This window comes from Helicobacter pylori (assembly GCF_011175115.1).
Lineage (GTDB): Bacteria > Campylobacterota > Campylobacteria > Campylobacterales > Helicobacteraceae > Helicobacter > Helicobacter pylori_DF.
This window is the reverse complement of the sequence record NZ_SHOW01000001.1, coordinates 188,889-214,392: the sequence shown is the minus strand read 5'-3', so window position 1 is coordinate 214,392 and position 25,504 is coordinate 188,889. Positions and strand designations below refer to the sequence as shown.

Annotated in this window: 16 protein-coding genes; 15 read left to right on the top strand and 1 reads right to left on the bottom strand. The window is 39.4% G+C overall.

All coding sequences use genetic code 11. The features are described 5' to 3' along the window. The first annotated feature begins 22 nt into the window (after nt 1-22). From EXS92_RS01015 to EXS92_RS00955, 13 genes are all read left to right on the top strand, one after another. Nucleotides 23-1,459 (top strand): COG3400 family protein, encoded by a 1,437-nt coding sequence (locus tag EXS92_RS01015; RefSeq protein ID WP_165515265.1) that lies wholly within the window; start codon nt 23-25, stop codon nt 1,457-1,459. Between the two features lie 4 nt (nt 1,460-1,463). Beyond that, nucleotides 1,464-2,495: a 3-dehydroquinate synthase gene (gene aroB, locus EXS92_RS01010; protein ID WP_165515264.1), complete on the top strand. Its 1,032-nt coding sequence runs from the start codon at nt 1,464-1,466 to the stop codon at nt 2,493-2,495. Next, nucleotides 2,486-4,057 (top strand): mechanosensitive ion channel family protein, encoded by a 1,572-nt coding sequence (locus tag EXS92_RS01005; RefSeq protein WP_165515262.1) that lies wholly within the window; start codon nt 2,486-2,488, stop codon nt 4,055-4,057. Before aroB ends, EXS92_RS01005 begins: the two co-directional genes overlap by 10 nt. Continuing rightward, nucleotides 4,054-5,310 (top strand): tRNA (N(6)-L-threonylcarbamoyladenosine(37)-C(2))-methylthiotransferase MtaB, encoded by a 1,257-nt coding sequence (mtaB, locus tag EXS92_RS01000; RefSeq protein ID WP_165515260.1) that lies wholly within the window; start codon nt 4,054-4,056, stop codon nt 5,308-5,310. Before EXS92_RS01005 ends, mtaB begins: the two co-directional genes overlap by 4 nt. Then, nucleotides 5,297-6,949 (top strand): AAA family ATPase, encoded by a 1,653-nt coding sequence (locus tag EXS92_RS00995; RefSeq protein WP_165515258.1) that lies wholly within the window; start codon nt 5,297-5,299, stop codon nt 6,947-6,949. Before mtaB ends, EXS92_RS00995 begins: the two co-directional genes overlap by 14 nt. Before the next feature lie 2 nt (nt 6,950-6,951). Then, complete coding sequence (gene bioV / locus EXS92_RS00990; protein WP_165515256.1) at nt 6,952-7,470, top strand: pimelyl-ACP methyl ester esterase BioV; 519 nt, start codon at nt 6,952-6,954, stop codon at nt 7,468-7,470. A gap of 12 nt (nt 7,471-7,482) precedes the next feature. Then, the gene (locus EXS92_RS00985) at nt 7,483-7,956 is read left to right on the top strand and encodes a DUF4149 domain-containing protein (RefSeq protein ID WP_165515254.1); all 474 of its coding nucleotides are present in this window, start codon (nt 7,483-7,485) and stop codon (nt 7,954-7,956) included. 47 nt (nt 7,957-8,003) lie between these two features. Next, nucleotides 8,004-16,694, top strand: coding sequence for an immunomodulatory autotransporter protein ImaA (gene imaA, locus EXS92_RS00980; protein ID WP_165515252.1), 8,691 nt, complete (start codon nt 8,004-8,006; stop codon nt 16,692-16,694). A 47-nt stretch (nt 16,695-16,741) separates the two neighbouring features. Beyond that, nucleotides 16,742-17,959, top strand: coding sequence for a diaminopimelate decarboxylase (gene lysA / locus EXS92_RS00975; RefSeq protein ID WP_165515250.1), 1,218 nt, complete (start codon nt 16,742-16,744; stop codon nt 17,957-17,959). A gap of 4 nt (nt 17,960-17,963) precedes the next feature. After that, nucleotides 17,964-18,254: a chorismate mutase gene (locus EXS92_RS00970; RefSeq protein ID WP_147745510.1), complete on the top strand. Its 291-nt coding sequence runs from the start codon at nt 17,964-17,966 to the stop codon at nt 18,252-18,254. 12 nt (nt 18,255-18,266) lie between these two features. Beyond that, complete coding sequence (locus EXS92_RS00965; protein WP_165515248.1) at nt 18,267-19,139, top strand: DUF2156 domain-containing protein; 873 nt, start codon at nt 18,267-18,269, stop codon at nt 19,137-19,139. Further along, the gene (locus EXS92_RS00960) at nt 19,140-20,819 is read left to right on the top strand and encodes a bifunctional chorismate-binding protein/class IV aminotransferase (RefSeq protein ID WP_165515246.1); all 1,680 of its coding nucleotides are present in this window, start codon (nt 19,140-19,142) and stop codon (nt 20,817-20,819) included. A gap of 197 nt (nt 20,820-21,016) precedes the next feature. Further along, nucleotides 21,017-22,036: an aliphatic amidase gene (locus tag EXS92_RS00955; RefSeq protein WP_001215709.1), complete on the top strand. Its 1,020-nt coding sequence runs from the start codon at nt 21,017-21,019 to the stop codon at nt 22,034-22,036. An 84-nt stretch (nt 22,037-22,120) separates the two neighbouring features. Here the strand turns inward: EXS92_RS00955 and flgL are convergent, their stop codons facing one another. Then, nucleotides 22,121-24,607: a flagellar hook-associated protein FlgL gene (gene flgL / locus EXS92_RS00950; RefSeq protein WP_165515244.1), complete on the bottom strand. Its 2,487-nt coding sequence runs from the start codon at nt 24,605-24,607 to the stop codon at nt 22,121-22,123. Between the two features lie 241 nt (nt 24,608-24,848). Between flgL and rplU the strand changes: the two genes are divergently transcribed. Both rplU and rpmA read left to right on the top strand, forming a co-directional pair. Then, nucleotides 24,849-25,163, top strand: a complete 315-nt coding sequence (gene rplU / locus EXS92_RS00945; RefSeq protein ID WP_040155413.1) for a 50S ribosomal protein L21 — start codon at nt 24,849-24,851, stop codon at nt 25,161-25,163. Nucleotides 25,164-25,177: 14 nt separating this feature from the next. After that, the gene (rpmA, locus tag EXS92_RS00940) at nt 25,178-25,444 is read left to right on the top strand and encodes a 50S ribosomal protein L27 (protein WP_000940618.1); all 267 of its coding nucleotides are present in this window, start codon (nt 25,178-25,180) and stop codon (nt 25,442-25,444) included. The last annotated feature ends 60 nt before the right edge of the window (nt 25,445-25,504 follow it).

Genomic DNA, 25,504 nt, shown 5'->3' with positions numbered 1-25,504 from the left:
TCATTTTTTAGGAAGTTTGGAATTGAAAAAAATCGCCCTTATTTTAGATGGCATTGTAGCAAAAAATTTTTTAGACTTGGTGCTAAGGCATTATTCTAATCATAATTTTTATATAGTGGTCGTCAAAAATGAGAGCCTTATCCCTAAAAACTACCCGAGCACTTTCGCTTTTTATTGTTTTGATGCGACTTCTAGTTTCAGGCTTTTGCAAGTGTTAAACGATGAGGTGAGCGATGCGTTTTTAATCATACAAGATTTTAAAGAGCAACGCATCATTCATAAAATCATTCAAACCCATTTCAAACGCATGCGCGTGGTTTTGAGCGTGAAAAGAGATAGCGAAAAAACTTTAGAAAACAATGAAGAAAATAAAGATGAAAAGCTTATTTTGATTGATGAGTTTGAAGTTTTAGCCAATAAATTCATTTCTCGTTTGCCTAATATCCCTAGCACCCCTAGAGAGTTTGGGTTAGGCAAGGGCGAGATCATGGAGATTGATGTGCCTTTTGGGAGCATTTTTGCTTACAGGCATATTGGCTCTATCAGGCAAAAAGAATACAGGATTGTGGGGCTTTATCGCAACGATGTTTTGTTGCTCTCCACTAAATCTTTGGTTATCCAGCCACGAGACATTCTTTTAGTGGCGGGCAATCCAGAAATTTTAAACGCGGTGTATCATCAAGTCAAAAGCAACGTGGGGCAGTTCCCAGCCCCCTTTGGTAAGAGCATTTATTTATACATTGATATGCGTTTGCAGAACAGAAAAGCGATGATGCGCGATGTGTATCAAGCCTTGTTTTTGCACAAGCGTTTAAAGAGCTACAAGCTCTACATTCAGGTTTTACACCCCACTAGCCCTAAGTTTTATCATAAATTCTTATCGCTAGAAACCGAAAGCATTGAAGTGAATTTTGATTTTTATGGGAAAAGTTTTATCCAAAAACTCCATGAAGACCACCAAAAAAAAATGGGCCTAATCGTGGTGGGTAGAGAGCTTTTTTTATCTAAAAAACACCGAAAAGCCTTGTATAAAACAGCCACCCCGGTTTATAAAACCAACACTTCTGGCTTGTCTAAAACCACTCAAAGCGTGGTGGTTTTGAATGAAAGTTTAAGCATTAATGAAGACATGTCTTCAGTGATTTTTGATGTGTCTATGCAAATGGATTTGGGCTTGTTGCTCTATGATTTTGACCCTAACAAGCGCTATAAAAACGAGATTGTCAATCATTACGAAAATTTAGCCAACACCTTTAACCGCAAGATTGAGATTTTTCAAACCGATATTAAAAACCCTATCATGTATCTCAATTCTTTAAGAAATCCCATTTTGCATTTCATGCCTTTTGAAGAGTGCATCACGCACACGCGCTTTTGGTGGTTTTTATCCACTAAAGTGGAAAAATTAGCGTTTTTAAACGACGATAACCCTCAAATTTTTATCCCTGTAGCGGAGTGAAAGAATGCAAGAAATTGTAATCCCTTTAAAAGAAAAAAGCTATAAAGTGTTTTTGGGGGAACTGCCTGAAATAAAATTGAAACAAAAAGCACTCATCATTAGCGATAGCATCGTATCTGGGTTGCATTTACCCTATTTATTAGAGCGCTTGAACGCCTTAGAAGTCAGAGTGTGCGTGATAGAGTCCGGGGAAAAATACAAAAATTTCCATTCGTTAGAGCGGATTTTAAACAACGCCTTTGAAATGCAATTAAACCGCCATTCTTTAATGATAGCCCTTGGTGGGGGAGTCATAAGCGATATGGTGGGGTTTGCGAGCAGTATTTATTTTAGGGGGATTGATTTTATTAATATCCCTACGACTTTACTCGCTCAAGTGGATGCGAGCGTGGGGGGGAAAACGGGGATCAACACGCCTTATGGCAAGAATTTAATCGGATCGTTCCACCAGCCTAAAGCGGTTTATATGGATCTAGCTTTTTTAAAAACCCTTGAAAAAAGGGAATTTCAAGCGGGGGTTGCTGAAATCATTAAAATGGCGGTGTGTTTTGATAAAAACTTGGTAGAAATATTAGAAACAAAGGATTTAAAAGATTGTTTAGAAGAAGTGGTTTTTCAAAGCGTCAGTATCAAAGCTCAAGTCGTTGTTCAAGATGAAAAAGAGCGAAACATCAGGGCTGGGTTGAACTATGGGCATACCTTTGGGCATGCGATAGAAAAAGAGACTGATTATGAGCGATTTTTGCATGGCGAAGCGATCGCTATTGGCATGCGCATGGCTAATGAGTTAGCCATTTCTTTAGGCATGCTCACTCTAAAAGAATGCGAACGCATAGAAAATTTATTGAAAAAATTTGATTTGATATTCAATTACCAAATCCTTGATCTTCAAAAATTTTACGAACGCTTGTTTTTAGATAAAAAAAGCGAGAACCAAACCCTAAAATTCATTCTGCCTAAAGGCATTGGAGCGTTTGAGATTGCCTCTCATATCCCTAAAGAAACGATTTTAAAGGTGTTAGAAAAATGGCATTAAGGGTATTATTATTCTTTTGTTTTTTGTTTTTGCAAGCAGAGGATAAGAGCCAAGAATTATCCTCTATACAAAAACAAATGGCTTTGGTGGATAAAAAACTCGCCAAAGACGATAACGTGTGGTTGAAAAAATTTGAAAACTACAAGATTTACAATCAAATTTATACCGAAAAAGAGAGCGTGAGGCAGGAATTAAGGCGCTTAAAAAATAAAAAAAGCAAGGATTTATTAAAGATTAGCACCTTGGAGCATACCTTAAAGGCTTTAGAATCTCAGCAAAAAATGTTTGAAAGCTATGGGGTCAATCCTTTTAAGGACTTGATAGAGCGCCCCAATATCCCCAATATCCCTAATATCGCTAACCCTATTGCGATCATTGATGGCATTTCTTTCATTAAAAGCATGCGTTTAAAGCATGAAAATCTTAAAAATAACCAGACTTCTTTAGGAGAAGTTTTAAAACTTTTAGATCAAAAACACCAGCTTTTAAATGAGTGGCACGCTTTGGATAAAAGCGCGAAATTAAGCGATGAGATTTATCAAACTCAAGCCAAACGCCTGGAATTGCAAGGGGCTCAAAACATTCTAAAAACCACGATCGGGATTTTTCAAAAAGACAGCGATGAAGCTATAAGCATTGTCAAATCTCAAGTTAAAAACCAGCTTTTTAAATTGGTTTATGTGTTTTTAGCGGCCCTTTTGAGCGTGGTGTTTGCGTGGATTTTAAAAATCATTTCCAGTAAATACATTGAAAATAATGAACGCGTCTATACCGTGAATAAAGCCATTAACTTCGTGAATGTGAGCGTGATCATTTTGATCTTTCTTTTTTCTTATTTGGAAAACGTTACTTACTTGGTCACGGTTTTAGGCTTTGCGAGCGCAGGTTTAGCGATTGCGATGAAGGATTTGTTCATGAGTTTGCTTGGGTGGTTTATCATTTTGATTGGAGGGAGCGTGCATGTGGGCGATAGGGTGCGTATCGCTAAGGGGACGGATATTTTTATTGGCGATGTGTTGGATATTTCTATGTTGCACATTACGATTTTAGAAGATGTAACCTTTACCACCTACACGAACAACAGGAGAGCGGGCCGAATTATCTTTGTGCCTAATAATTATATTTTCACCACCATGTTCGCTAATTACAGCCATTTTGGGATGAAAACGGTTTGGGATGGCGTGGATTTTTGCATTACATTTGATTCTGATTTTAAAAAAGCTTCTAAAATTGCGCTCAACATCGCTACAGAATTGTCTAAAGAATACACGGATATTACCTATAAACAGCTCAATAAAATGCGCGACCGGTATTCTTTAAGGAGTTTGAGTGTGAAGCCTCGATGCTTTTTGATGCCTGAAAATAACGGGATAAAAATCTCGGTGTGGTATCAAACCAATTCGTATGCGACCATGTCTTTAAGGAGCAAGATTGTGGCTGAAATCGTTGAAGCCTTTTTGAAAGAAGAAAATATCCATATCGCTTATACTACCAGCAAGCTGCTTAAAGTGGATGCTGACGCTCTAGGCGATGGTTTTGGGAATAAAAGGGAACAAAAATGAAAAAAGTCTATTTCAAAACTTTTGGGTGCAGGACGAATCTTTTTGACACGCAAGTGATGGGCGAAAATTTAAAGGATTTTAGCGCGACTTTAGAAGAACAAGAAGCCGATATTATTGTGATCAATTCTTGCACCGTAACCAATGGGGCCGATAGCGCGGTAAGGAGTTACGCTAAAAAAATGGCGCGATTGGATAAAGAAGTGTTATTTACTGGCTGCGGGGTGAAAACCCAAGGCAAAGAACTTTTTGAAAAAGGGTTTTTAAAGGGCGTTTTTGGGCATGACAATAAAGAAAAGATTAATGCGCTTTTACAAGAAAAAAAGCGTTTTTTTATAGATGACAATTTAGAAAACAAGCACTTAGACACCACGATGGTGAGCGAGTTTGTGGGAAAAACTAGGGCGTTTATCAAAATCCAAGAAGGCTGTGATTTTGATTGCAATTATTGCATTATCCCAAGCGTGAGAGGGAGGGCTAGGAGTTTTGAAGAGGGGAAAATTTTAGAGCAAGTGGGCCTTTTATGCTCTAAAGGGGTTCAAGAAGTGGTTTTAACCGGCACCAATGTGGGGAGCTATGGGAAAGATAGGGGAAGCAATATTGCAAGGTTGATTAAAAAATTAAGCCAGATTGCTGGATTAAAACGCATAAGGATTGGGAGTTTAGAGCCTAATCAAATCAACGATGAATTTTTAGAGCTTTTAGAAGAGGATTTTTTAGAAAAACATTTGCATATCGCTTTACAGCATAGCCATGATTTCATGTTGGAGAGAATGAATCGAAGAAACCGCACCAAAAGCGATAGGGAATTATTAGAAAAAATCGCTTCTAAGAATTTTGCTATCGGCACGGATTTTATTGTGGGGCATCCGGGCGAGAGCGAAAGCGTTTTTGAAAAGGCGTTTAAAAATTTAGAAAGCTTGCCTTTAACGCACATCCACCCTTTTATTTACAGCAAACGAAAAGACACCCCCTCTAGTTTGATGCACGATAGCGTGAGTTTGGAAGATTCTAAAAAGCGTTTGAATGCGATCAAAGATTTGATTTTTCATAAAAATAAGGCGTTCAGGCAATTGCAACTCAAACTCAACACGCCCCTAAAAGCCTTAGTGGAAGCGCAAAAAGACGGCGAATTTAAAGCCTTAGATCAATTCTTCAACCCCATTAAAATCAAAAGCGATAAGCCTTTAAGGACCAGTTTTTTAGAAATCAAAGAGTATGAAATTAAGGAGAGGGAAAATCATGCCGTTTTCTAAATTTTTAGAAGACCTCACCGCTCCCTTTAAACGCATCAAAAACCGCTCGCTTGTTTTGGCGTTAGGGTTTTTGATCCTTACTTTTTGCTTGCTTCTTTTTTTAATTTTAAGCGATGTTTCTAGGCTCATATCCAGTAAGGATTTTTTTTATGTGATCCAGTCTCACCCTAAACAGACTCTAATTGAAGATGAAAATTATTTTTATGCTAACAAAGGTCTTTATAAAACCAACAAAGAAGCCTTTTTAAGGGTTTATAAAATCCCAGAAAGCATGCCCATAGAAAGACGAGAAAATTTAAGCAAGGTTTCTAAAATCTTTTTAGCGTTGCTTTTTTTCATTTCTAGCATGCTTTTTGGGATCTTTTGGCGCTTGCCCAAACGATTGGACACTAAAATGAGTTTAGAGAGCGCTCACAAAAACGAATTAGAAAATGCATTCCAGCGATACGATGCGCTAGGGGTGCGTTTTGAAGACATTGCAGGGGTGGATGAAGTCAAAGAAGAATTATTAGAAGTGATAGATTATTTAAAAAACCCTAAAAAATACCAGGATTTAGGGATTTTCCTCCCTAAAGGCGTGCTTTTAATCGGGCCTCCTGGAGTGGGGAAAACCATGATCGCTAAAGCCTTAGCGAGTGAAGCCAGAGTGCCGTTTTTTTATGAAAGCGGGAGCGCGTTTTCTCAAATTTATGTGGGGGCTGGGGCTAAAAAAGTGCATGAACTTTTCATGCACGCTAAAAGGCATGCCCCCTCTATTATTTTTATTGATGAAATTGACGCTTTGGGTAAGGCTAGGGGAGGGCATAGGAGCGATGAAAGAGAGGCCACGCTTAATCAGCTTTTAACCGAAATGGATGGGTTTTTACAAAACGATGAGGTGGTGGTGATAGGAGCGACTAACCAAATGGAAGTGATGGATGAAGCGCTATTAAGGAGCAAACGATTTGATCGGCGTATTTTCATTTCTTTACCGGATTTACTAGAAAGGCAGAGCATTTTAGAAAAGCTTTTAGAAAACAAAAAGCACACGCTCAATTATCTTAAGATCGCTAAAATTTGCGTGGGTTTTAGCGGGGCGATGTTAGCGACTTTAATCAATGAAAGCGCTCTAAACGCCCTAAAACACCAACGAAACGAAATCACTGAGAGCGACATTTTAGAAGTGAAAGACAAGATCGCTTACGGCAAGAAAAAGCCCCAAACTTTAGACGAAAACCAAAAGGAATTAGTCGCTTTGTATCAAAGCGCGAAAGCCTTGAGTGCGTATTGGCTAGAAATTGAATTTGATAAAGCGCCAATATTAGGGGAATTTATCGCTTTTAATGAAAATAAAATCCACAGCGAGAGCGAGATTAAAAATTACATTAAAGTGTATTTGAGCGGGACGATTATTTTAGAGTTGCTCTATAAGGAGCGTTATAGTCTGTCTAAACAAGACTTGCAAAAAGCGAAATTTTTGAACGAATTTATGGCCAGTGAGCTTCTTTTAGCCCCTACAAAAGAGTCTTTAAGCGTTCTTTATGAAGAGCAACTGGAGTTTTTAAAGCCGCAAATTGCAGCTTGCAAGCGATTAAGCGTTCTGTTATTGGAGCAAGAATATTTAGAACATTCTCATTTGTATGATTTGTTGAACGGATGAAAATGCGTTTTTTTAGTGGTTTTGGGTTCATTAATGAAAGCGTTTTGTTTGAAGAGTGGCTTTTAAAAGGGGCTTATGATATCTCAGGCTTTTCTATGGGGGCGATTAAGGCGATAGAATACGCTTATAATGAAATCTTACAACAGCGCCGCATCAATTCCTTGTTATTGTTTTCGCCTTGCATGCTAGCGCATAAGAGTTTAGCGTTCAAACGCTTACAACTTTCTTCGTTTCAAAAAGATCCGCAAAGCTACATGGATAACTTTTATAAGGAAGTGGGCTTGAACGCCCAATTGGAGCGTTTTAAAAAAGAGGGTTCTTTAGAAGAATTAGAATTTTTATTGGATTACAAGTATAGTGATTCTATAATTAGACTTTTATTAGAAAAAGGCGTGAAGATTGAAGTGTTTATCGGGTTAAAAGACAGAATCACTGACATTCAAGCCCTTTTAGAATTTTTTATGCCTTTAGTTCAAGTGTGGCAGTTTAAGGATTGCAACCATTTGTTGCAAAAATCTTAAAAAAGGTGGAAGATGAAAAAATTTGGTTTAGGGGTGTATTTGCTTCTTTTAGGTATTTTGGGCGGCTCTTTGATCATTTTAGGAGCGATAGTCGCACCCATTGTTTTCAAAGCTTCAAGTATTTTACCTGAATTGAATCTAACTCCCTTTGAGAGCGGGAAACTCATGGCGCAAATCTTTGTGCGTTTCAATTATCTTTTGGGTGCGATCGGTTTTGTGGTGTTACTTTATGAAATCATTTCGTTCATTTACTATAAAAGATCGTTAGTGTATTTGATCCTTGGCGTGGCGATAGGGGCGTTGTGCTTGCTCTTTGTTTTTTATTACACGCCTTATATCTTAAACGCTCAAAAAATAGGCGAAGCCGCGCTTCAAAGCGCTGAATTTGTCCGCTCGCACGCTCAAAGCGAATGGCTGTTTAAGGAATTGTTTGTGCTGGTGTGCGCTTTGTTTTTTTGGCGTTTGTTTGGAAAAAATGCGCTTTGATTTAAAGGGGAGATTTTACTATCTAGGAAATGAGAGGGTAGCATTTAATGAAAAAGTTTAAAAAGAAACCAAAAAAGATAGCACGCAAGCAAAAAACAATCTTAAAGCGTCCTTTATGGCTTATGCCTTTACTGATTGGCGGGTTTGCTAGTGGGGTGTATGCGAATAATCTGTGGGATTTGTTAAACCCAAAAGTGGGGGGTGAGTATGTGCATTGGGTTAAGGGCAGTCAGTATTGTGCATGGTGGGAATTTGCAGGGTGTTTAAAGAACGTGTGGGGGGCAAATCATAAAGGCTATGATGCTGGAAATGCCGCTAACTATTTATCTTCTCAAAACTATCAAGCTATTTTTGTGGGTAGCGGGAATGAAACGGGGACTTATAGTTTAAGCGGTTTTACCAATTATGTTGGGGGCAATCTCACGATCAATCTAGGCAATAGCGTTGTTTTAGATTTGAGCGGTTCTAATAGTTTCACTTCGTATCAAGGTTATAATCAAGGCAAAGATGATGTAAGCTTTAATGTTGGCGCAATCAATTTAAACGGCGCTTTAGAAGTGGGCAATCGTGTGGGATCTGGAGCTGGCACGCACACCGGCACAGCCACTTTAAACTTGAACGCTAATCAGGTCAATATCAATTCTAATATCAGTGCGTTTAAAACTTCACAAGTGAATATAGGCAATGCCAACAGCGCTATTACTATCGGTTCGGTTTCTTTAAATGGGGATACTTGCAGTTCTTTAGCTAGTGTTGGCGTAGGGGCTAATTGCTCCACTTCTGGGCCTAGCTATTCTTTTAAAGGGACGACTAACGCTACTAATACGGCTTTTAGCAATGCAAGCGGCAGTTTCACTTTTGAAGAGAACGCCGCTTTTAGCGGGGCGAAATTGAATGGGGGGGCATTCACTTTCAATAAAGAATTTAGCGCTACCAATAATACCGCCTTTAATAGCGGTAGCTTCACTTTTAAAGGCACAAGCTCTTTTAATGGCACGAATTTTAGTAACGCTTCTTATACTTTTAACAATCAAGCCACTTTCCAAAACAGCTCCTTTAATGGGGGGACTTTTACTTTTAATAACCAAACTAATCCAGCTAACAGCGCTCAGCACCCCCAAATTCAAAACAGCTCCTTTAGTGGCAGCGCTACCACTCTTAAGGGTTCTGTAATTTTCCAGCAAGCCTTTAACAATTCAAACCACCAACTAACGATCCAAAACGCTTCCTTTAATAACGCCACTTTTAACAATACCGGTAAAATCACCATTAATGAGAGCGCGAGTTTTAACAACACGACTTTTAACACTTCTATTAATACAAGCAACATGACCATTACCGGTGGCGTTACTTTAAGCGGTAAGAATGATTTGAACAATGGTTCAACCCTTGATTTTGGGAGTTCTAAAATCACTCTCACTCAAGGGACGACTTTCAATCTCACAAGTTTAGGGGATAAAAATAGCGTAACGATTTTAAATTCTAGCGGTGGGATCACTTATAATCATCTTTTAAACCATGCGATCAACGGCTTGACAAACGCCCTAAAAACGAACGAAAGCTCTTCAAAACCGCAAAGTTTCACTCAAGGTTTGTGGGATATGATCACTTACAATGGGGTTACCGGGCAGCTTTTGAATGAAAACGCTACAACCTCTAAACCCACTGACTCTTCGACCCCTAAATCCTCTACAAACCCTGCACAAGTCTATCAAGTGGGCTACAAAATAGGGGATACTATCTACAAACTGCAAGAAACTTTTGGCCCTAATTCCATTATTATCCAAGCTTTAGAGAGCGGGACTTACACGCCACCCCCTACAATCAGCGGATCACAATTTGACTTATCCGCTTCAAATTATATTAATGCTGACATGCCTTGGTATAACCATAAATATTATATTCCTAAATCTCAAAATTTTACAGAGAGCGGGACTTATTACTTGCCGAGCGTTCAAATATGGGGGAGCTACACTAACTCGTTTAAACAAACTTTTAGCGCTAGTGGTAGTAATCTGGTGATTGGGTATAACTCAACATGGACTGGAAATAGCGTTTCTTCTAGCGACACGGTGTCTTTTGGGGACACTTCAGGGAGCGCTCTTAATGGGCATTGCGGGCCTTGGCCCTATTACCAATGCACAGGCACGACTGATGGCACTTATAGCGCTTATCATGTGTATATCACAGCGAATCTGCGTTCTGGCAATCGTATAGGCACCGGTGGGGCAGCTAATCTAATCTTTAATGGGGTAGATAGTATCAATATCGCTAACGCTACCATCACGCAACATAACGCCGGAATCTATTCAAGCTCTATGACTTTTTCCACGCAAAACATGGACAATTCGCAGAATTTGAATGGCCTAAACGCTAACGGTAAACTTTCCGTGTATGGCACCACTTTCACTAACGAAGCTAAAGATGGGAAATTCATTTTCAATGCAGGGCAAGCGGTTTTTGAAAACACCAACTTTAATGGAGGGAATTACCAATTCAGCAGCGATAGCTTGAATTTTTCAAATAACAACCAGTTCAATAGCGGTTCGTTTGAGATTAGCGCAAAAAACGCTTCGTTCAATAACGCTAACTTCAACAATAGCGCTTCTTTTAATTTCAATAATTCTAACGCTACCACTTCGTTTGTGGGGGATTTCACTAACGCTCATTCAAATTTGCAAATCGCTGGGAGTGCTGTTTTTGGGAACTCTACCAATAGTAATGGTTCTCAAAATACCGCTAATTTCAATAATACCGGCTCTGTTAATATTGCAGGGAATGCAACCTTTGATAATGTGGTTTTTAATGGCCCTACGAACACGAGCGTGAAAGGGCAGGTTACTCTCAATAACATCACTTTAAAAAACCTGAACGCTCCTTTGTCTTTTGGCGATGGGACGATTGCTTTTAGCGCTCATTCGGTGATTAATATTGGTGAAGCTATCACTAATGGCAACCCTATCACCCTTGTAAGCTCTTCTAAAGAAATTGAATACAACAACGCTTTCAGTAAAAATCTATGGCAGCTCATCAACTACCAAGGGCATGGGGCAAGCAGTGAAAAGCTCGTTTCTAGCGCGGGTAATGGCGTTTATGATGTGGTGTATTCTTTCAATAACCAAACCTACAATTTCCAAGAGATTTTTTCACAAAACAGCATTTCTATCCGGCGTTTGGGCGTTGGCATGGTGTTTGATTATGTGGATATGGAAAAATCGGATCACTTGTATTATAAAGATGTTGTCGGTTTTATGACCTACATGCCTAACAGCTATAACAATAATTTAGGGAATGCAAACAACACCATTTACTATTACGACAACAGCATTGATTTTTATGCGAGCGGGAAAACTTTATTCACTAAAGCGGAATTTTCTCAAACATTCACCGGGCAAAACAGCGCGATCGTTTTTGGGGCTAAAAGCATATGGACCAATGCAAGCGATGTGCCACAATCCAATACAATCATTCGCTTTGGGGACAATAAGGGGGCAGGGAGTAATGATGCGAGCGGGCATTGCTGGAATTTGCAATGCATAGGCTTTATTACAGGGTATTATGAAGCGCAAAAGATTTATATCACCGGCAGCATTGAAAGCGGGAATCGCATTTCTAGCGGTGGGGGCGCGAGCCTTAATTTTAACGGGCTTCAAGGCATTCTTTTAACGAACGCGACTTTGTATAACCGCGCCGCTGGCACGCAAAGCTCATCTATGAATTTTACCTCTAAGAGCGCGAACATTCAGGCTCAAAACTCCTATTTTATAGATGATACCGCGCAAAATGGAGGCAACCCTAATTTCAGTTTCAACGCTTTGAATCTGGATTTTTCTAACAGCTCTTTTAGGGGCTATGTGGGGCAAACGCAATCTGTTTTTCAATTCAATGCCGTTAATGCGATCAGTTTCACTAACAGCTCTAATTTAAGCTCTGGTTTGTATCAAATTTCAGCTAAAAGCGTGTTGTTTGACAATTCCAATTTAAGCGTTTCAGTGGGGACAAGCAGCATTAAAGCCAATGCAATCAATCTTTCTCAAAACGCCTCTATCAATGCGAGCAACCATTCAACCTTGGATCTTCAAGGCGATTTGAATTTGAACGACACCAGCTCGCTCAACCTCAACCAAAGCACGATTAATGTTTCCAACAACGCCACGATCAACGATTATGCGAGCTTGATTGCGAGTAATGGCTCTCACCTTAATTTTAACGGGGCGGTTAATTTCAATTCAGCGAATATTACTACGAGTTTGAGTGATTCCTCTATCGTGTTTAAGGGAGCGAGCTCTTTAGGAGGGCAGTTTAATTTAAGCAATAACTCTTCTTTAGATTTTCAAGGCTCTAGCGCTATTACCTCTAACACGGCGTTTAATTTCTATGATAACGCTTTTTCTCAAAGCCCCATCACTTTCCATCAAGCCCTTGATATTAAAGCGCCCTTGAGTTTGGGGGGCAACCTCTTAAACCCTAACAATAACAGCGTGCTGAATTTGAAAAACAGCCAGCTTGTTTTTGGTAATCAAGGGAGCTTGAATATCGCTAACATTGATTTACTAAGCGATCTAAACGACAATAAAAATCGTGTGTATAACATCATTCAAGCGGACATGAATAACAATTGGTATGAGCGTATCAGCTTCTTTGGCATGCGCATCAATGACGGGATTTATGATGCTAAAAACCAAACTTATAGTTTCACTAACCCTCTCAATAACGCCCTAAAAATCACCGAGAGTTTTAAAGACAACCAACTGAGCGTTACGCTCTCTCAAATCCCGGGCATTAAAAACACGCTCTATAACATTGGCTCTGAAATCTTTAACTACCAAAAGGTTTATAACAACGCTAATGGCGTGTATTCTTATAGCGATGATGCACAAGGCGTGTTTTACCTCACTAGCAGCGTGAAAGGCTATTACAACCCCAACCAATCCTATCAAGCCAGCGGCAGTAATAACACCACGAAAAATAATAATATAAGCTCTGAATCTTCTATCATTTCGCAAACCTATAACGCGCAAGGCAACCCTATTAGCGCGTTGCACATCTATAACAAGGGCTATAATTTCAATAATATCAAAGCGTTAGGGCAAATGGCGCTCAAACTCTACCCTGAAATCAAAAAGATATTAGGGAATGATTTTTCGCTTTCAAGTTTGAGCGATTTAAAAGGCGATGCACTAAACCAGCTTACCAAACTCATCACGCCTAGCGATTGGAAAAACATTAACGAGTTGATTGATAACGCAAACAATTCGGTGGTGCAAAATTTCAATAACGGCACTTTGATTATAGGAGCGACTAAAATAGGGCAAACAGACACCAATAGCGCGGTGGTTTTTGGGGGCTTGGGCTATCAAACACCTTGTGATTATACTGATATTGTGTGCCAAAAATTTAGAGGCACTTATTTAGGGCAGCTTTTGGAGTCTAGCTCGGCTGATTTGGGCTATATTAACACGACTTTTAACGCTAAAGAAATTTATCTTACCGGCACTTTAGGGAGTGGGAACGCATGGGGGACTGGGGGGAGCGCTAGCGTAACTTTTAACAGCCAAACTTCGCTCATTCTCAACCAAGCGAATATCGTAAGCTCGCAAACCGATGGGATTTTTAGCATGCTAGGCCAAGAGGGCATCAATAAGGTTTTCAATCAAGCCGGGCTCGCTAATATTTTGGGCGAAGTGGTAATGCAATCCATCAATAAAGCCGGGGGATTAGGGAATTTGATAGTAAATACGCTAGGGAGCAATAGCGTGATCGGGGGGTATTTAACGCCTGAGCAAAAAAATCAAACCCTAAGCCAGCTTTTAGGGCAGAATAATTTTGATAACCTCATGAACGATAGCGGTTTGAACACGGCGATTAAGGATTTGATCAGGCAAAAATTAGGCTTTTGGACCGGGCTAGTGGGGGGATTAGCCGGACTAGGGGGCATTGATTTGCAAAACCCTGAAAAGCTTATAGGGAGCATGTCCATCAATGATTTATTGAGTAAAAAGGGGTTGTTCAATCAGATCACCGGCTTTATTTCCGCTAACGATATAGGGCAAATCATAAGCGTGATGCTGCAAGATATTGTCAAACCGAGCGAGGCTTTAAAAAACGATGTAGTGGCTTTGGGCAAACAAATGATTGGCGAATTTTTAGGGCAAGATGCGCTCAATTCTTTAGAAAGCTTGCTGCAAAACCAGCAGATTAAAAGCGTTTTAGACAAAGTCCTAGCGGCTAAAGGCTTAGGGCCTATTTATGAACAAGGTTTGGGGGATTTGATCCCTAATCTTGGTAAAAAGGGGCTTTTCGCTCCCTATGGCTTGAGTCAAGTGTGGCAAAAAGGGGATTTTAGTTTCAACGCGCAAGGCAATGTTTTTGTGCAAAATTCCACTTTCTCTAACGCTAATGGAGGCACGCTTAGTTTTAACGCAGGAAATTCGCTCATTTTTGCCGGAAACAATCATATCTCATTCACTAACCATTCTGGAACGCTTCAATTATTGTCTAATCAAGTTTCTAACATTAACATCACCGCGCTTAACGCTAGCAACGGCCTTGAGATTAATGCCGCTAGTAACAATGTTTCCGTGTCTCAAGGCGATCTATTTATCAACGCTAGTTGCGCGCAACAAAGCGATCCAACTGCAGCTAGCGTTACAAACCCTTGTGCGCTCACCACTCAAAATAACGCTTCTTCTAGTAATGCATCAAGTAACGCGCCAATCGCCTTAAACAATAACGATGAGAGCTTGATGGTTACGGCGAATGATTTCAATTTTTCAGGCAATATTTACGCTAATGGGGTGGTTGATTTTTCAAAGATTAAAGGTTCTGCAAACGTTAAAAACCTGTATCTTTACAATAACGCTCAATTCCAAGCCAACAATCTCACGATTTCCAACCAAGCGGTGTTAGAAAAAAACGCCAGCTTTGTAACGAATAACTTAAACATTCAAGGGGCGTTTAACAACAACGCCACGCAAAAAATAGGGGTGCTTCAAAATTTAGTGATCGCTTCAAACGCTTCTTTAAGCACTGGGATTTATGGGTTAGAAGTGGGGGGGGCGTTGAATAATTTGGGAACGATACATTTTAATTTAGAAAATATCCAAACGCCAACGCCACTCATTCAAGCAGAGGGGATCATTAATCTCAACACCACCCAAACGCCTTTTATCAATGTCAATAACAGCATGGCCAATAATACGACTTACACTTTATTAAAAAGCAGCCGTTACATTGATTACAATATCAACCCCAACAGCTTGCAATCGTATTTGAAGCTCTATACCTTAATCAATATCAACGGGAACCACATAGAGGAAAAAAACGGCGTATTGACTTATTTAGGCCAACGGGTTTTATTACAAGATAAGGGGTTATTATTAAGCGTAGCGCTACCTAACTCAAACAACGCCCATCAAAACAACATTTTAAGTCTTTCTGTTCTTCATGACCAGGTTAAAATGTCTTACGGCAACAAGATCATGGACTTTACCCCCCCTACCTTACAAGATTACATTGTGGGCATTCAAGGGCAAAGTGCATTGAATCAAATTGAGGCTGTTGGGGGGAATAGCGCTATCAATTGGCTTTCAACATTGATGATGGACACTAAAGAAAACCCGCTTTTTGCACCGATTTATTTAAAAAACCACTCTTTAAATGAAATCTTAGGCGTAACAAAAGATCTTCAAAACACCGCAAGCTTGATTTCTAACCCTAATTTTAGGGATAACGCTACCAATCTTTTAGAATTGGCGAGTTACACCCAACAAACCAGCCGTTTAACCAAACTCTCTGATTTTAGGGCTAGAGAGGGAGAGTCTGATTTTTCTTTGTTAGAGCTTAAAAACAAGCGTTTTAGCGATTCTAACCCTAGCACTTTAGAGGTTTTTGTCAAATACTCTCAACTCAGCAAACACCCAAATAACCTTTGGGTTCAAGGGGTGGGGGGAGCGAGCTTTATTTCTGGGGGCAATGGCACGCTTTATGGCTTGAATGTGGGCTATGACAGGTTAGTTAAAAATGTGATCCTTGGGGGTTATGTGGCTTATGGGTATAGCGACTTTAATGGGAACATCATGCATTCTTTGGGTAATAATGTGGATGTGGGGATGTATGCGAGGGCTTTTTTAAAAAGGAACGAATTCACTTTGAGTGCGAATGAAACTTATGGAGGCAATGCAAATAATATCAATTCTTCTAATCCCTTGCTTTCTGTGTTGAACCAACGCTATAGTTATAACACTTGGACAACGAGCGTGAATGGGAATTACGGCTATGATTTCATGTTCAAACAAAAAAGCGTGGTGTTAAAACCTCAAGTGGGTTTGAGCTATCATTTCATAGGCTTGAGCGGCATGAAGGGCAAAATGAATGATGCCTCTTACAAACAATTTCTCATGCATTCAAACCCTTCTAACGAATCGGTTTTAACGCTCAACATGGGGTTGGAGAGCCGTAAGTATTTTGGTCAAAATTCCTATTATTTTGTAACGGCGAGATTGGGTAGGGATCTTTTGATCAAATCTAAAGGCGGTAATATGGTGCGTTTTGTGGGTGAAAACACTTTATTGTATCGCAAGGGGGAAATTTTCAACACTTTTGCGAGCGTGATCACAGGAGGCGAAATGCATTTGTGGCGTTTGATGTATGTGAATGCGGGGGTGGGGCTTAAGATGGGCTTGCAATACCAAGACATTAATATAACCGGGAATGTGGGCATGCGAGTGGCGTTTTAGCTTTTTTGCTATAATGCTTCGTTCAAATTTTATGGCTAGGTTTTTCTATGTTTAATTATGAAGAGCTGTTTCAAACTTATAAAACCCCTTTTTACCTCTATGATTTTGACAAGATCAAACAGGCTTTTTTGAATTATAAAGAAGCGTTTAAGGGGCGTAAATCTTTGATTTGCTACGCTTTAAAGGCGAATTCCAATTTGAGTATCCTCTCTTTATTAGCCCATTTAGGGAGCGGGGCGGATTGCGTTTCCATAGGCGAGATATATAGGGCTTTAAAAGCTGGGATCAAGCCTTATAGGATCGTGTTTAGCGGGGTGGGTAAGAGCGCGTTTGAAATAGAACAAGCCCTAAAACTCAACATTTTATTTTTGAATGTAGAAAGTTTTATGGAATTAACAACGATTGAAACAATCGCCCAATCTTTAAGGATAAAGGCCAGGATTTCCATTAGAATCAACCCTAACATTGACGCTAAAACGCACCCCTATATTTCTACCGGTTTGAAAGAAAATAAGTTTGGCGTGGGAGAAAAAGAAGCTTTAGAAATGTTTCTTTGGGCTAAAAAAAGCGCGTTTTTAGAGCCTGTTAGCGTGCATTTTCATATCGGCTCACAGCTCTTAGATTTAGAGCCGATTATAGAAGCGAGCCAAAAGGTGGCTAAAATCGCTAAATCTTTGATAGCGTTAGGGATAGATTTGCGCTTTTTTGATGTGGGCGGAGGGATTGGCGTGAGCTATGAAAATGAAGAAACGATCAAGCTTTATGATTACGCGCAAGGGATTTTAAACGCGCTTCAAGGCTTGGATTTGACGATTATTTGTGAGCCGGGCCGATCCATCGTGGCTGAGAGTGGGGAATTGATCACGCAGGTTTTGTATGAAAAAAAGGCTCAAAACAAGCGCTTTGTGATTGTAGATGCGGGTATGAATGATTTTTTACGCCCCAGTTTGTATCATGCTAAGCATGCCATAAGGGTTATAACGCTCTCTAAGGGGCGTGAGATTTCGCCTTGCGATGTGGTAGGGCCTGTGTGCGAGAGCAGCGACACTTTTTTAAAAGACGCCCATTTGCCAGAATTAGAGCCAGGCGATAAAATAGCGATTGAGAAGGTTGGGGCTTATGGCTCTAGCATGGCCAGTCAATACAATTCGCGCCCCAAACTTTTAGAATTAGCCCTAGAAGATCACAAAATCAGAGTGATAAGAAAAAGAGAGGCTTTAGAAGATTTATGGCGGTTAGAAGAAGAAAGCTTAAAAGGGGTTTGATTAGATGCAAAAGAATTTGGATAGTCTTTTAGAAATTTTAAGGGCTGAAATTGATTTATTAGATAATGAATTGAGCGATCTTTTAGACAAACGCTTAGGAATCGCTTTAAAAATCGCTCTCATCAAACAAGAAAGCCCCATTTATTGCCCTAAAAGAGAGCGAGAAATTTTAAAACGACTCAGCCAAAGGGATTTCAAGCATTTGAATGAAGAAATTCTTACGGGTTTTTATGCAGAGGTTTTTAAGATTTCTAGAAAATTTCAAGAAAACGCCCTAAAAGAGTTAAAAAAATAAAAGAGAGTTGTTATGTTTGAAAAAATTACCCTAGCGCATAAGGACTTGTTTTCAAGGTTTTTAAGCGCTCAAAAAATCGTTTTATCGGATGTGAGTTTTACCAATTGCTTTTTATGGCAGCACGCAAGGCTCATTCAAGTGGCGGTGATTAGGGATTGTTTGGTGATTCAAACCACTTATGAAAATCAAAAACCCTTTTATTTCTATCCTATCGGTAAGAATGCGTTTGAATGTGTGGAAGAGCTTTTGAAATTAGAAAAAAATTTAAGATTCCACTCCCTGACTTTAGAGCAAAAAGACGATTTGAAAGACAATTTTGTAGGGGTGTTTGATTTCACTTACAACCGAGACAGGAGCGATTATGTTTATTCTATTGAAGAACTAATCGCGCTCAAAGGGAAAAAATACCATAAGAAAAAAAACCACTTAAACCAGTTTTTAACCAATTGCACGAATTTTGTTTATGAAAAAATTTCTTCTCAAAACAGAAAGGAAGTTTTAGAAGCCTCCAAGGAGTGGTTTTTAGAAAGCCAGACCGATGATCTAGGGCTTATCAACGAAAATAAAGGCATTCAAAGCGTTTTAGAAAATTATGAAAGCTTGGATTTAAAGGGGGGGCTTATTAGGGTTAATGGGGAAATAGTCTCGTTTAGTTTTGGGGAAGTTTTAAACGAAGAGACCGCGCTCATCCACATTGAAAAAGCCCGCACAGATATTGCAGGCGCGTATCAAATCATCAACCAGCAATTGCTTTTGAATGAGTTTAGCCATTTAACTTACGCTAACAGAGAAGAAGATCTAGGATTAGAGGGCTTAAGAAGGTCTAAAATGAGCTATAACCCGGTGTTTTTGATAGACAAATACGAAGCCATTGCTAGAAATTAAATGATTTTTGGGGATTTTAAATATCAAAAAAGCGTTAAAAAACTCACAGCCACTAATCTTAATGAGCTGAAAAACGCCCTGGATTTCATCTCTCAAAATAGGGGGAATGGGTATTTTGTGGGGTATCTTTTGTATGAAGCGCGCTTAGCGTTTTTAGATGAAAATTTTCAAAGCCAAACCCCTTTTTTGTATTTTGAACAATTTTTAGAAAGAAAAAAATATTCTTTAGAGCCTTTAAAAGAGCATGCGTTTTACCCTAAAATCCACAGCCCTTTAGATCAAAAAACTTATTTCAAGCAGTTTAAAGCCGTTAAAGAGCATCTCAAAAACGGCGATACCTATCAAGTGAATCTCACGATGGACTTATTTTTAGACACTAAAGCCAAGCCAAAGCGCGTTTTTAAGGAAGTGGTACACAACCAAAACACGCCTTTTAAGGCTTTGATAGAAAATGAGTTTGGGAGCGTTTTAAGCTTTTCGCCGGAATTGTTTTTTGAATTAGAGTTTTTAGACACAGCGATTAAGATTATCACAAAACCCATGAAAGGCACGATCGCTCGCTCAAATAACCCCTTGATAGATGAAAAAAACCGATTGTTTTTGCAAAATGACGACAAAAATAGAAGCGAAAATGTGATGATTGTGGATTTATTGCGTAACGATTTGAGCCGCTTAGCTTTAAAAAATAGCGTGAAAGTCAATCAATTGTTTGAAATCATCAGCTTGCCGAGCGTGTATCAAATGATAAGTGAGATTGAAGCTCAATTGCCCCTAAAAACAAGCTTGTTTGAGATTTTTAAGGCGTTGTTCCCTTGCGGCTCTGTGACCGGATGCCCTAAAATCAAAACCATGCAAATCATTGAAGATTTAGAAAAACGCCCTAGGGGGGTGTATTGCGGGGCGATAGGCATGGTTGGAGGAAAAAAAGCCCTTTTTAGCGTGCCTATCCGCACTTTAGAAAAAAGAGCATGCGAAGATTTTTTGCATTTGGGGGTAGGGAGTGGGGTAACTTATCAAAGTAAAGCGCTAAAAGAATATGAAGAGAGCTTTTTAAAAAGCTTTTTTGTGATGCCTAAAATAGAATTTGAGATTATAGAGACGATGAAAATTATCAAAAGGGATCAAAAATTAGAGATTAACAATAAAAACGCCCATAAAGAACGCTTAATGCATAGCGCTCGATATTTTAACTTTAAATACGATAACAATCTTTTAGACTTTGAATTGGAAAAAGAAGGGGTTTTAAGGGTTTTACTCAATAAAAAGGGCAAGCTCATTAAAGAATACAAAACCTTAGAGCCTTTAAAAAGCCTAGAAATCCGTTTGAGTGAAGCCCCCATTGATAAACACAATGATTTTTTATACCATAAGACCACTTACGCCCCTTTTTATCAAAACGCTCGAGCGCTCATTAAAAAAGGCGTTATGTTTGATGAAATCTTTTATAACCAGGATCTAGAACTCACTGAGGGCGCTAGGAGCAATCTTATTTTAGAAATCCATAACAAGCTTTTAACCCCTTATTTCAGCGCGGGCGCGTTAAACGGGACGGGTGTTGTGGGGTTGTTAAAAAAGGGTCTTGTTGAGCATGCTAGCTTAAAATTACAAGACTTGCAAAGAGCGGCTAAAATCTATTGCATTAATGCGCTATATGGTTTAGTGGAGGTGAAAATCAAATAACCATAAAAATAGAAGCGCCTAAAACCTCATTTTTCTAGAAATAGGTTACCCAATGGAGCAAAAAAGTTAAAACTCGCCTATAATAATTATAATGATTAAAGTTTTCACATTCATTATGAATCCATTTACACAATTATTTTATAAATTCAATAGAGGGTTTTTAGGAACTTTCATCAAAAAAAAACAAGGAACATAATATGAGACATGGAGATATTAGTAGCAGCCCCGATACTGTGGGTGTAGCGGTAGTCAATTATAAGATGCCTAGACTCCACACTAAAGAACAAGTGTTGGAAAATTGTCGCAATATCGCTAAGGTGATTGGTGGGGTCAAACAAGGTTTGCCCGGATTGGATCTGATTATTTTCCCCGAATACAGCACGCATGGGATTATGTATGACAGACAAGAAATGTTTGACACAGCTGCAAGCGTTCCTGGAGAAGAAACCGCAATCTTTGCTGAGGCTTGTAAGAAAAACAAGGTTTGGGGAGTGTTCTCTTTGACTGGGGAAAAACACGAGCAAGCCAAAAAGAATCCCTATAACACTTTGATTCTTGTCAATGATAAGGGTGAGATCGTGCAAAAATACCGCAAAATCTTGCCTTGGTGTCCTATTGAATGCTGGTATCCTGGGGATAAAACTTATGTGGTTGATGGGCCTAAGGGCTTGAAAGTTTCTTTGATCATTTGCGATGATGGGAACTACCCTGAAATTTGGCGCGATTGCGCGATGCGTGGGGCAGAGCTTATTGTGCGCTGTCAAGGTTACATGTATCCTGCTAAGGAGCAACAAATTGCGATAGTGAAAGCTATGGCGTGGGCTAATCAATGTTATGTAGCGGTAGCGAATGCGACCGGTTTTGATGGGGTGTATTCCTATTTCGGGCATTCTAGCATTATTGGTTTTGACGGGCATACTCTGGGCGAATGCGGGGAAGAAGAAAATGGTCTTCAATACGCTCAACTTTCTGTGCAACAAATCCGTGATGCGAGGAAATACGACCAAAGCCAAAACCAACTCTTCAAACTCTTGCACAGAGGTTATAGTGGGGTTTTTGCTAGTGGCGATGGGGATAAGGGTGTGGCGGAATGCCCTTTTGAGTTCTATAAAACTTGGGTTAATGACCCCAAAAAAGCTCAAGAAAATGTAGAAAAATTCACTCGCCCAAGCGTGGGCGTGGCCGCTTGTCCTGTAGGCGATTTGCCCACGAAATAAAGGGCAAAAGGAGGGGGGGGCTTCATAGAAGCTTAAAAGCATTTTTAATACCTCTTTTTAGAACGCTTAAAAACCACCAAAAGGTTACAAATATTTCGTTAAAGACAAATTATTGATTTTGTTCGTGGAAGCCAGAACGGCGTTATAGTTGTTAGTGAGATTGGAAAATTTGTTATAAGTTTCTGCCATATCCGTGCCGGTCGTTTCCCCACGAATGCTTTGAACTTGCGTTTTTAAAACTTCATTACGCCTGATAATGTTTTCAAACGCTTTGCCATGAGAGCCGTTTTTAGCGATCATTTTTTCTATGTGATCGCTCAAGTGATCTATAAGGGTGATGCCGTTTTGAATGCCTAAATTACGCATATCGCTAGAATAAGTATCCCCTAAAGCGTCCGGGCGATAAATCCCTTTTCTTACAGAAGTGATAATATTTTCTAATTGATCAAAAAAATTCACGCTGGGCTTGTCAATAATTAAAGCGTTATTAGCGTTTAATTTAAGGCTTGGTTTGTCGCTGTGCAAGGCGTTTTGAGAAAAATCATTCGCGTCTTTATCAAAAAGCATGAACTGCATTTTGGTGTTGGAATGCATGTTGTCTTGGATAATGACTTTTCCCTCTTCATTCAAATTGACAGAAAGGTTGTCTTTAGCTTGTTTTAACAATTCAATAAAGCGCTCCTTGCTTTCTTTGGAAGTAGGGTTATCGCTGATTTGTTGGTAGATGGCTGGGTCAGTATTGCTGTAATTGAGCGCGATACTCATCGCATCCATAAGTTGCCTGTAAGTGACTTCATTGGGTTTAGAAGCTTGAATATCAGTGCTTGTGGGGTCATAAAGCGGGATTTTAATGCCATTAGGCAAACTCAAAAAAGCCCCATTATTATCCAAGTTTATTTGCGCTTTTAAAAATAAGCCATTCACATCGTTTAATTTCATGTTAAAAACGCTATTTTCTAAACTCCCCTTAGCGACCTCACTCAGTTTAGTAGAGCCATTAGCCGCGCCATTTTGAGCGGTTTGAGCGACATTGCTTTCTAATTTTGCCCCTTCTTTATTGAAATAGGTTTTTTGGTATTCGCTCGCGTTATTGGTAGGGATACCGGCCACTTCTAGCCCTTTTTGATCTAGGGTGCTTAAAGCCAAAGAAATAGGCGATTCTTTAGAAGAATTGTCAATAATCCTCAAACGCCCGTTCGTTTCAATTTCCACATCCACTTCATTATTAAAGCGTTCTTTGATCGCATCTTTCAAATCTTTAATTGTAGAATTTTTCACATCTAAAAGAATGGGAATATCCAAATAAACAGGGAGGTTTGGGATTTTAATAGTGCTTGTTTCGTCCAAACGGCTGGCATTGATTTTTAAAGTTTCCACGCTATCGCCAAAAATCTCACTCAATTTAGTGTTTTTGTTGGCTAAAACATTGTCTTTAGTTACAAACACGCTAGGGATTTCAAGCGTTTTGGGATTATACATGTTAGGCACCGCTTTAACTTGGCTCAAACTCCTATCCGTTACAAACGCGCTTTTGACGTATTCAGTAACCCTTTTACCGCTCGATCGCAAGGCGTCTAAATCATCAAAATCCCCATCGCTAGAAATCAAATGAAAATCCAAATTTTCACTGCCAGGCGTTAGATTTTTGATCTCAATTTGCCCCCAATTATTCAAACTCACATCCACAACTTTATTTTGCGAAGTGTTCCCGTAAACATGACCGATTTTATCCAACAAATCGCTCACTTTAGTCGCGCTTTCTTTGTTTTGGTAGGCTTTAGAGAGTGCGAATTTTTCTTTAAAACTAGAGCCATCAGGCCTAACGCCCTGCAAATAAAAAAACTCTTTAGGGTCATTAGTGGGGTCTTTGTCGTTATCGCCGATGAGTTCTCGCAAGGTATCACCGGGTTTAATAAAAACTTCTTCAGGCAATGAAGAATGCTCTAAAGCGTCCATCACATCAGGGTGGAGCTTGTTTTGATTGAATAATTTAATGTTGGTGGTGATGAGCTTGTGTTTGTCTTTATCCGTGCCCAAAAACAAATCTTGCCCGCTGATATTATAAGGCACAAGGTTATCAGAGCTAATAAGCGCGTTTAAATCTTCGCCATTGCCATGGTATTTCCCCTCGCTATCAATGGGAGGTCTATCCACTTTACTGCCCCCAAATAAAAATTCCCCCCCTATAGAAGTGTTAGCAACATTCATCATATGCTCCCTCAAGCGTTCTAAATCGTTAGCGATAGCGGCGCGAGAAGTTTCTGAATGCACATCGTTAGCGGATTGGATGAGCTTGGTTTTAAACGCCTCCATCGTTTTAGAAAATTCTTGCAAGGCTTTGTCGGTATTGAGCGTTGAAGTGTAAGCGTTTTGAGCCACATCAATGCCTTGATCTAAGGTGTTTTCTTCGTATTGGAATTTTAAATTCTGGTTGTTAATGTCGCTGTTTTGATAACCATAACGGATTTTTAGCCCTGAAGCGATCTGCGTGTTAGCGTCGTTGATTTTATTTTGTAAAGCGTTTTGATAATTATTCATTTGGTTGTATTTTGAGCCAAAGGTAACGCGCATGATCAAATCCTTATTGGTTTTTTAACAAACAAGCTAAAAGTATTCCAAAACAAGTTAATAGCAATTGTGAGTGGTTTGAGTGGGGCAATGCGGGTTAATAATGGCGGGTTAAATGGGGTGTTTTTGAGTAAAAAAATTCTTTTAATGTGAATTTAATCTCAATTTAAAGTTACATTTTAGCAAATACTCACTATAATAAGCGTTTATTTTAAAAAGAGCGTTCAATTTTTAAGGAATAGAAATGTCATACGCAATATTCAAACATGGCGGTAAGCAATATAAAGTCGTTGAAGGCGATATTGTTTTATTGGATAAAATAAATAAAGAGCCTAAGGCTTTAGTGGAATTAGTGGAAGTGTTAGCCGTATCCAAAGAGGGCAAGTTCTCTTGCGGGAAACCCTTTGTGAATGGGGCTAAAATTGAAGCGGAAGTGATCAATGAAGGGCGCGGCAAAAAAGTCATCACTTTCAAAAAACGCCGCCGAAAAGACAGCAAAACCAAGCGTGGTTTTAGAAGAGATTTCACTCGTGTGAGAATCACTAAAATTGTAGCATAAAGGAGTATTAAACAATGGCACACAAGAAAGGTCAAGGGAGCACGCAGAATAACAGAGATTCTGCAGGAAGACGCTTAGGCGTGAAAAAATTTGGCTCAGAATTTGTGAGAGCAGGGAATATTATCGTGCGCCAAAGAGGCACTAAAATGCACCCCGGTAATAATGTGGGCATGGGGAAAGACCATACCTTATACGCGCTCATAGATGGCGTTGTGAAGTTTGAGCATAAAGACAGAAACCGCAAGAAGGTTTCTGTGGTTAGTCAAAATTTTGGGGAATAGGGTAACCTTTAAAGGTCAATTAAACCTTTAGGTGTTTGTGAAACACCTATAAACGCTATA

Bases quoted from the DNA above. Each gene is read 5' to 3' on its own strand.
- aroB (WP_165515264.1), top strand. From the start codon at position 1,464: ATGCAAGAAATTGTAATCCCTTTAAAAGAAAAAAGCTATAAAGTGTTT.
- EXS92_RS01005 (WP_165515262.1), top strand. From the start codon at position 2,486: ATGGCATTAAGGGTATTATTATTCTTTTGTTTTTTGTTTTTGCAAGCA.
- mtaB (WP_165515260.1), top strand. From the start codon at position 4,054: ATGAAAAAAGTCTATTTCAAAACTTTTGGGTGCAGGACGAATCTTTTT.
- EXS92_RS00995 (WP_165515258.1), top strand. From the start codon at position 5,297: ATGCCGTTTTCTAAATTTTTAGAAGACCTCACCGCTCCCTTTAAACGC.
- bioV (WP_165515256.1), top strand. From the start codon at position 6,952: ATGCGTTTTTTTAGTGGTTTTGGGTTCATTAATGAAAGCGTTTTGTTT.
- EXS92_RS00985 (WP_165515254.1), top strand. From the start codon at position 7,483: ATGAAAAAATTTGGTTTAGGGGTGTATTTGCTTCTTTTAGGTATTTTG.
- imaA (WP_165515252.1), top strand. From the start codon at position 8,004: ATGAAAAAGTTTAAAAAGAAACCAAAAAAGATAGCACGCAAGCAAAAA.
- lysA (WP_165515250.1), top strand. From the start codon at position 16,742: ATGTTTAATTATGAAGAGCTGTTTCAAACTTATAAAACCCCTTTTTAC.
- EXS92_RS00970 (WP_147745510.1), top strand. From the start codon at position 17,964: ATGCAAAAGAATTTGGATAGTCTTTTAGAAATTTTAAGGGCTGAAATT.
- EXS92_RS00965 (WP_165515248.1), top strand. From the start codon at position 18,267: ATGTTTGAAAAAATTACCCTAGCGCATAAGGACTTGTTTTCAAGGTTT.
- EXS92_RS00960 (WP_165515246.1), top strand. From the start codon at position 19,140: ATGATTTTTGGGGATTTTAAATATCAAAAAAGCGTTAAAAAACTCACA.
- EXS92_RS00955 (WP_001215709.1), top strand. From the start codon at position 21,017: ATGAGACATGGAGATATTAGTAGCAGCCCCGATACTGTGGGTGTAGCG.
- flgL (WP_165515244.1), bottom strand. From the start codon at position 24,607: ATGCGCGTTACCTTTGGCTCAAAATACAACCAAATGAATAATTATCAA.
- rplU (WP_040155413.1), top strand. From the start codon at position 24,849: ATGTCATACGCAATATTCAAACATGGCGGTAAGCAATATAAAGTCGTT.
- rpmA (WP_000940618.1), top strand. From the start codon at position 25,178: ATGGCACACAAGAAAGGTCAAGGGAGCACGCAGAATAACAGAGATTCT.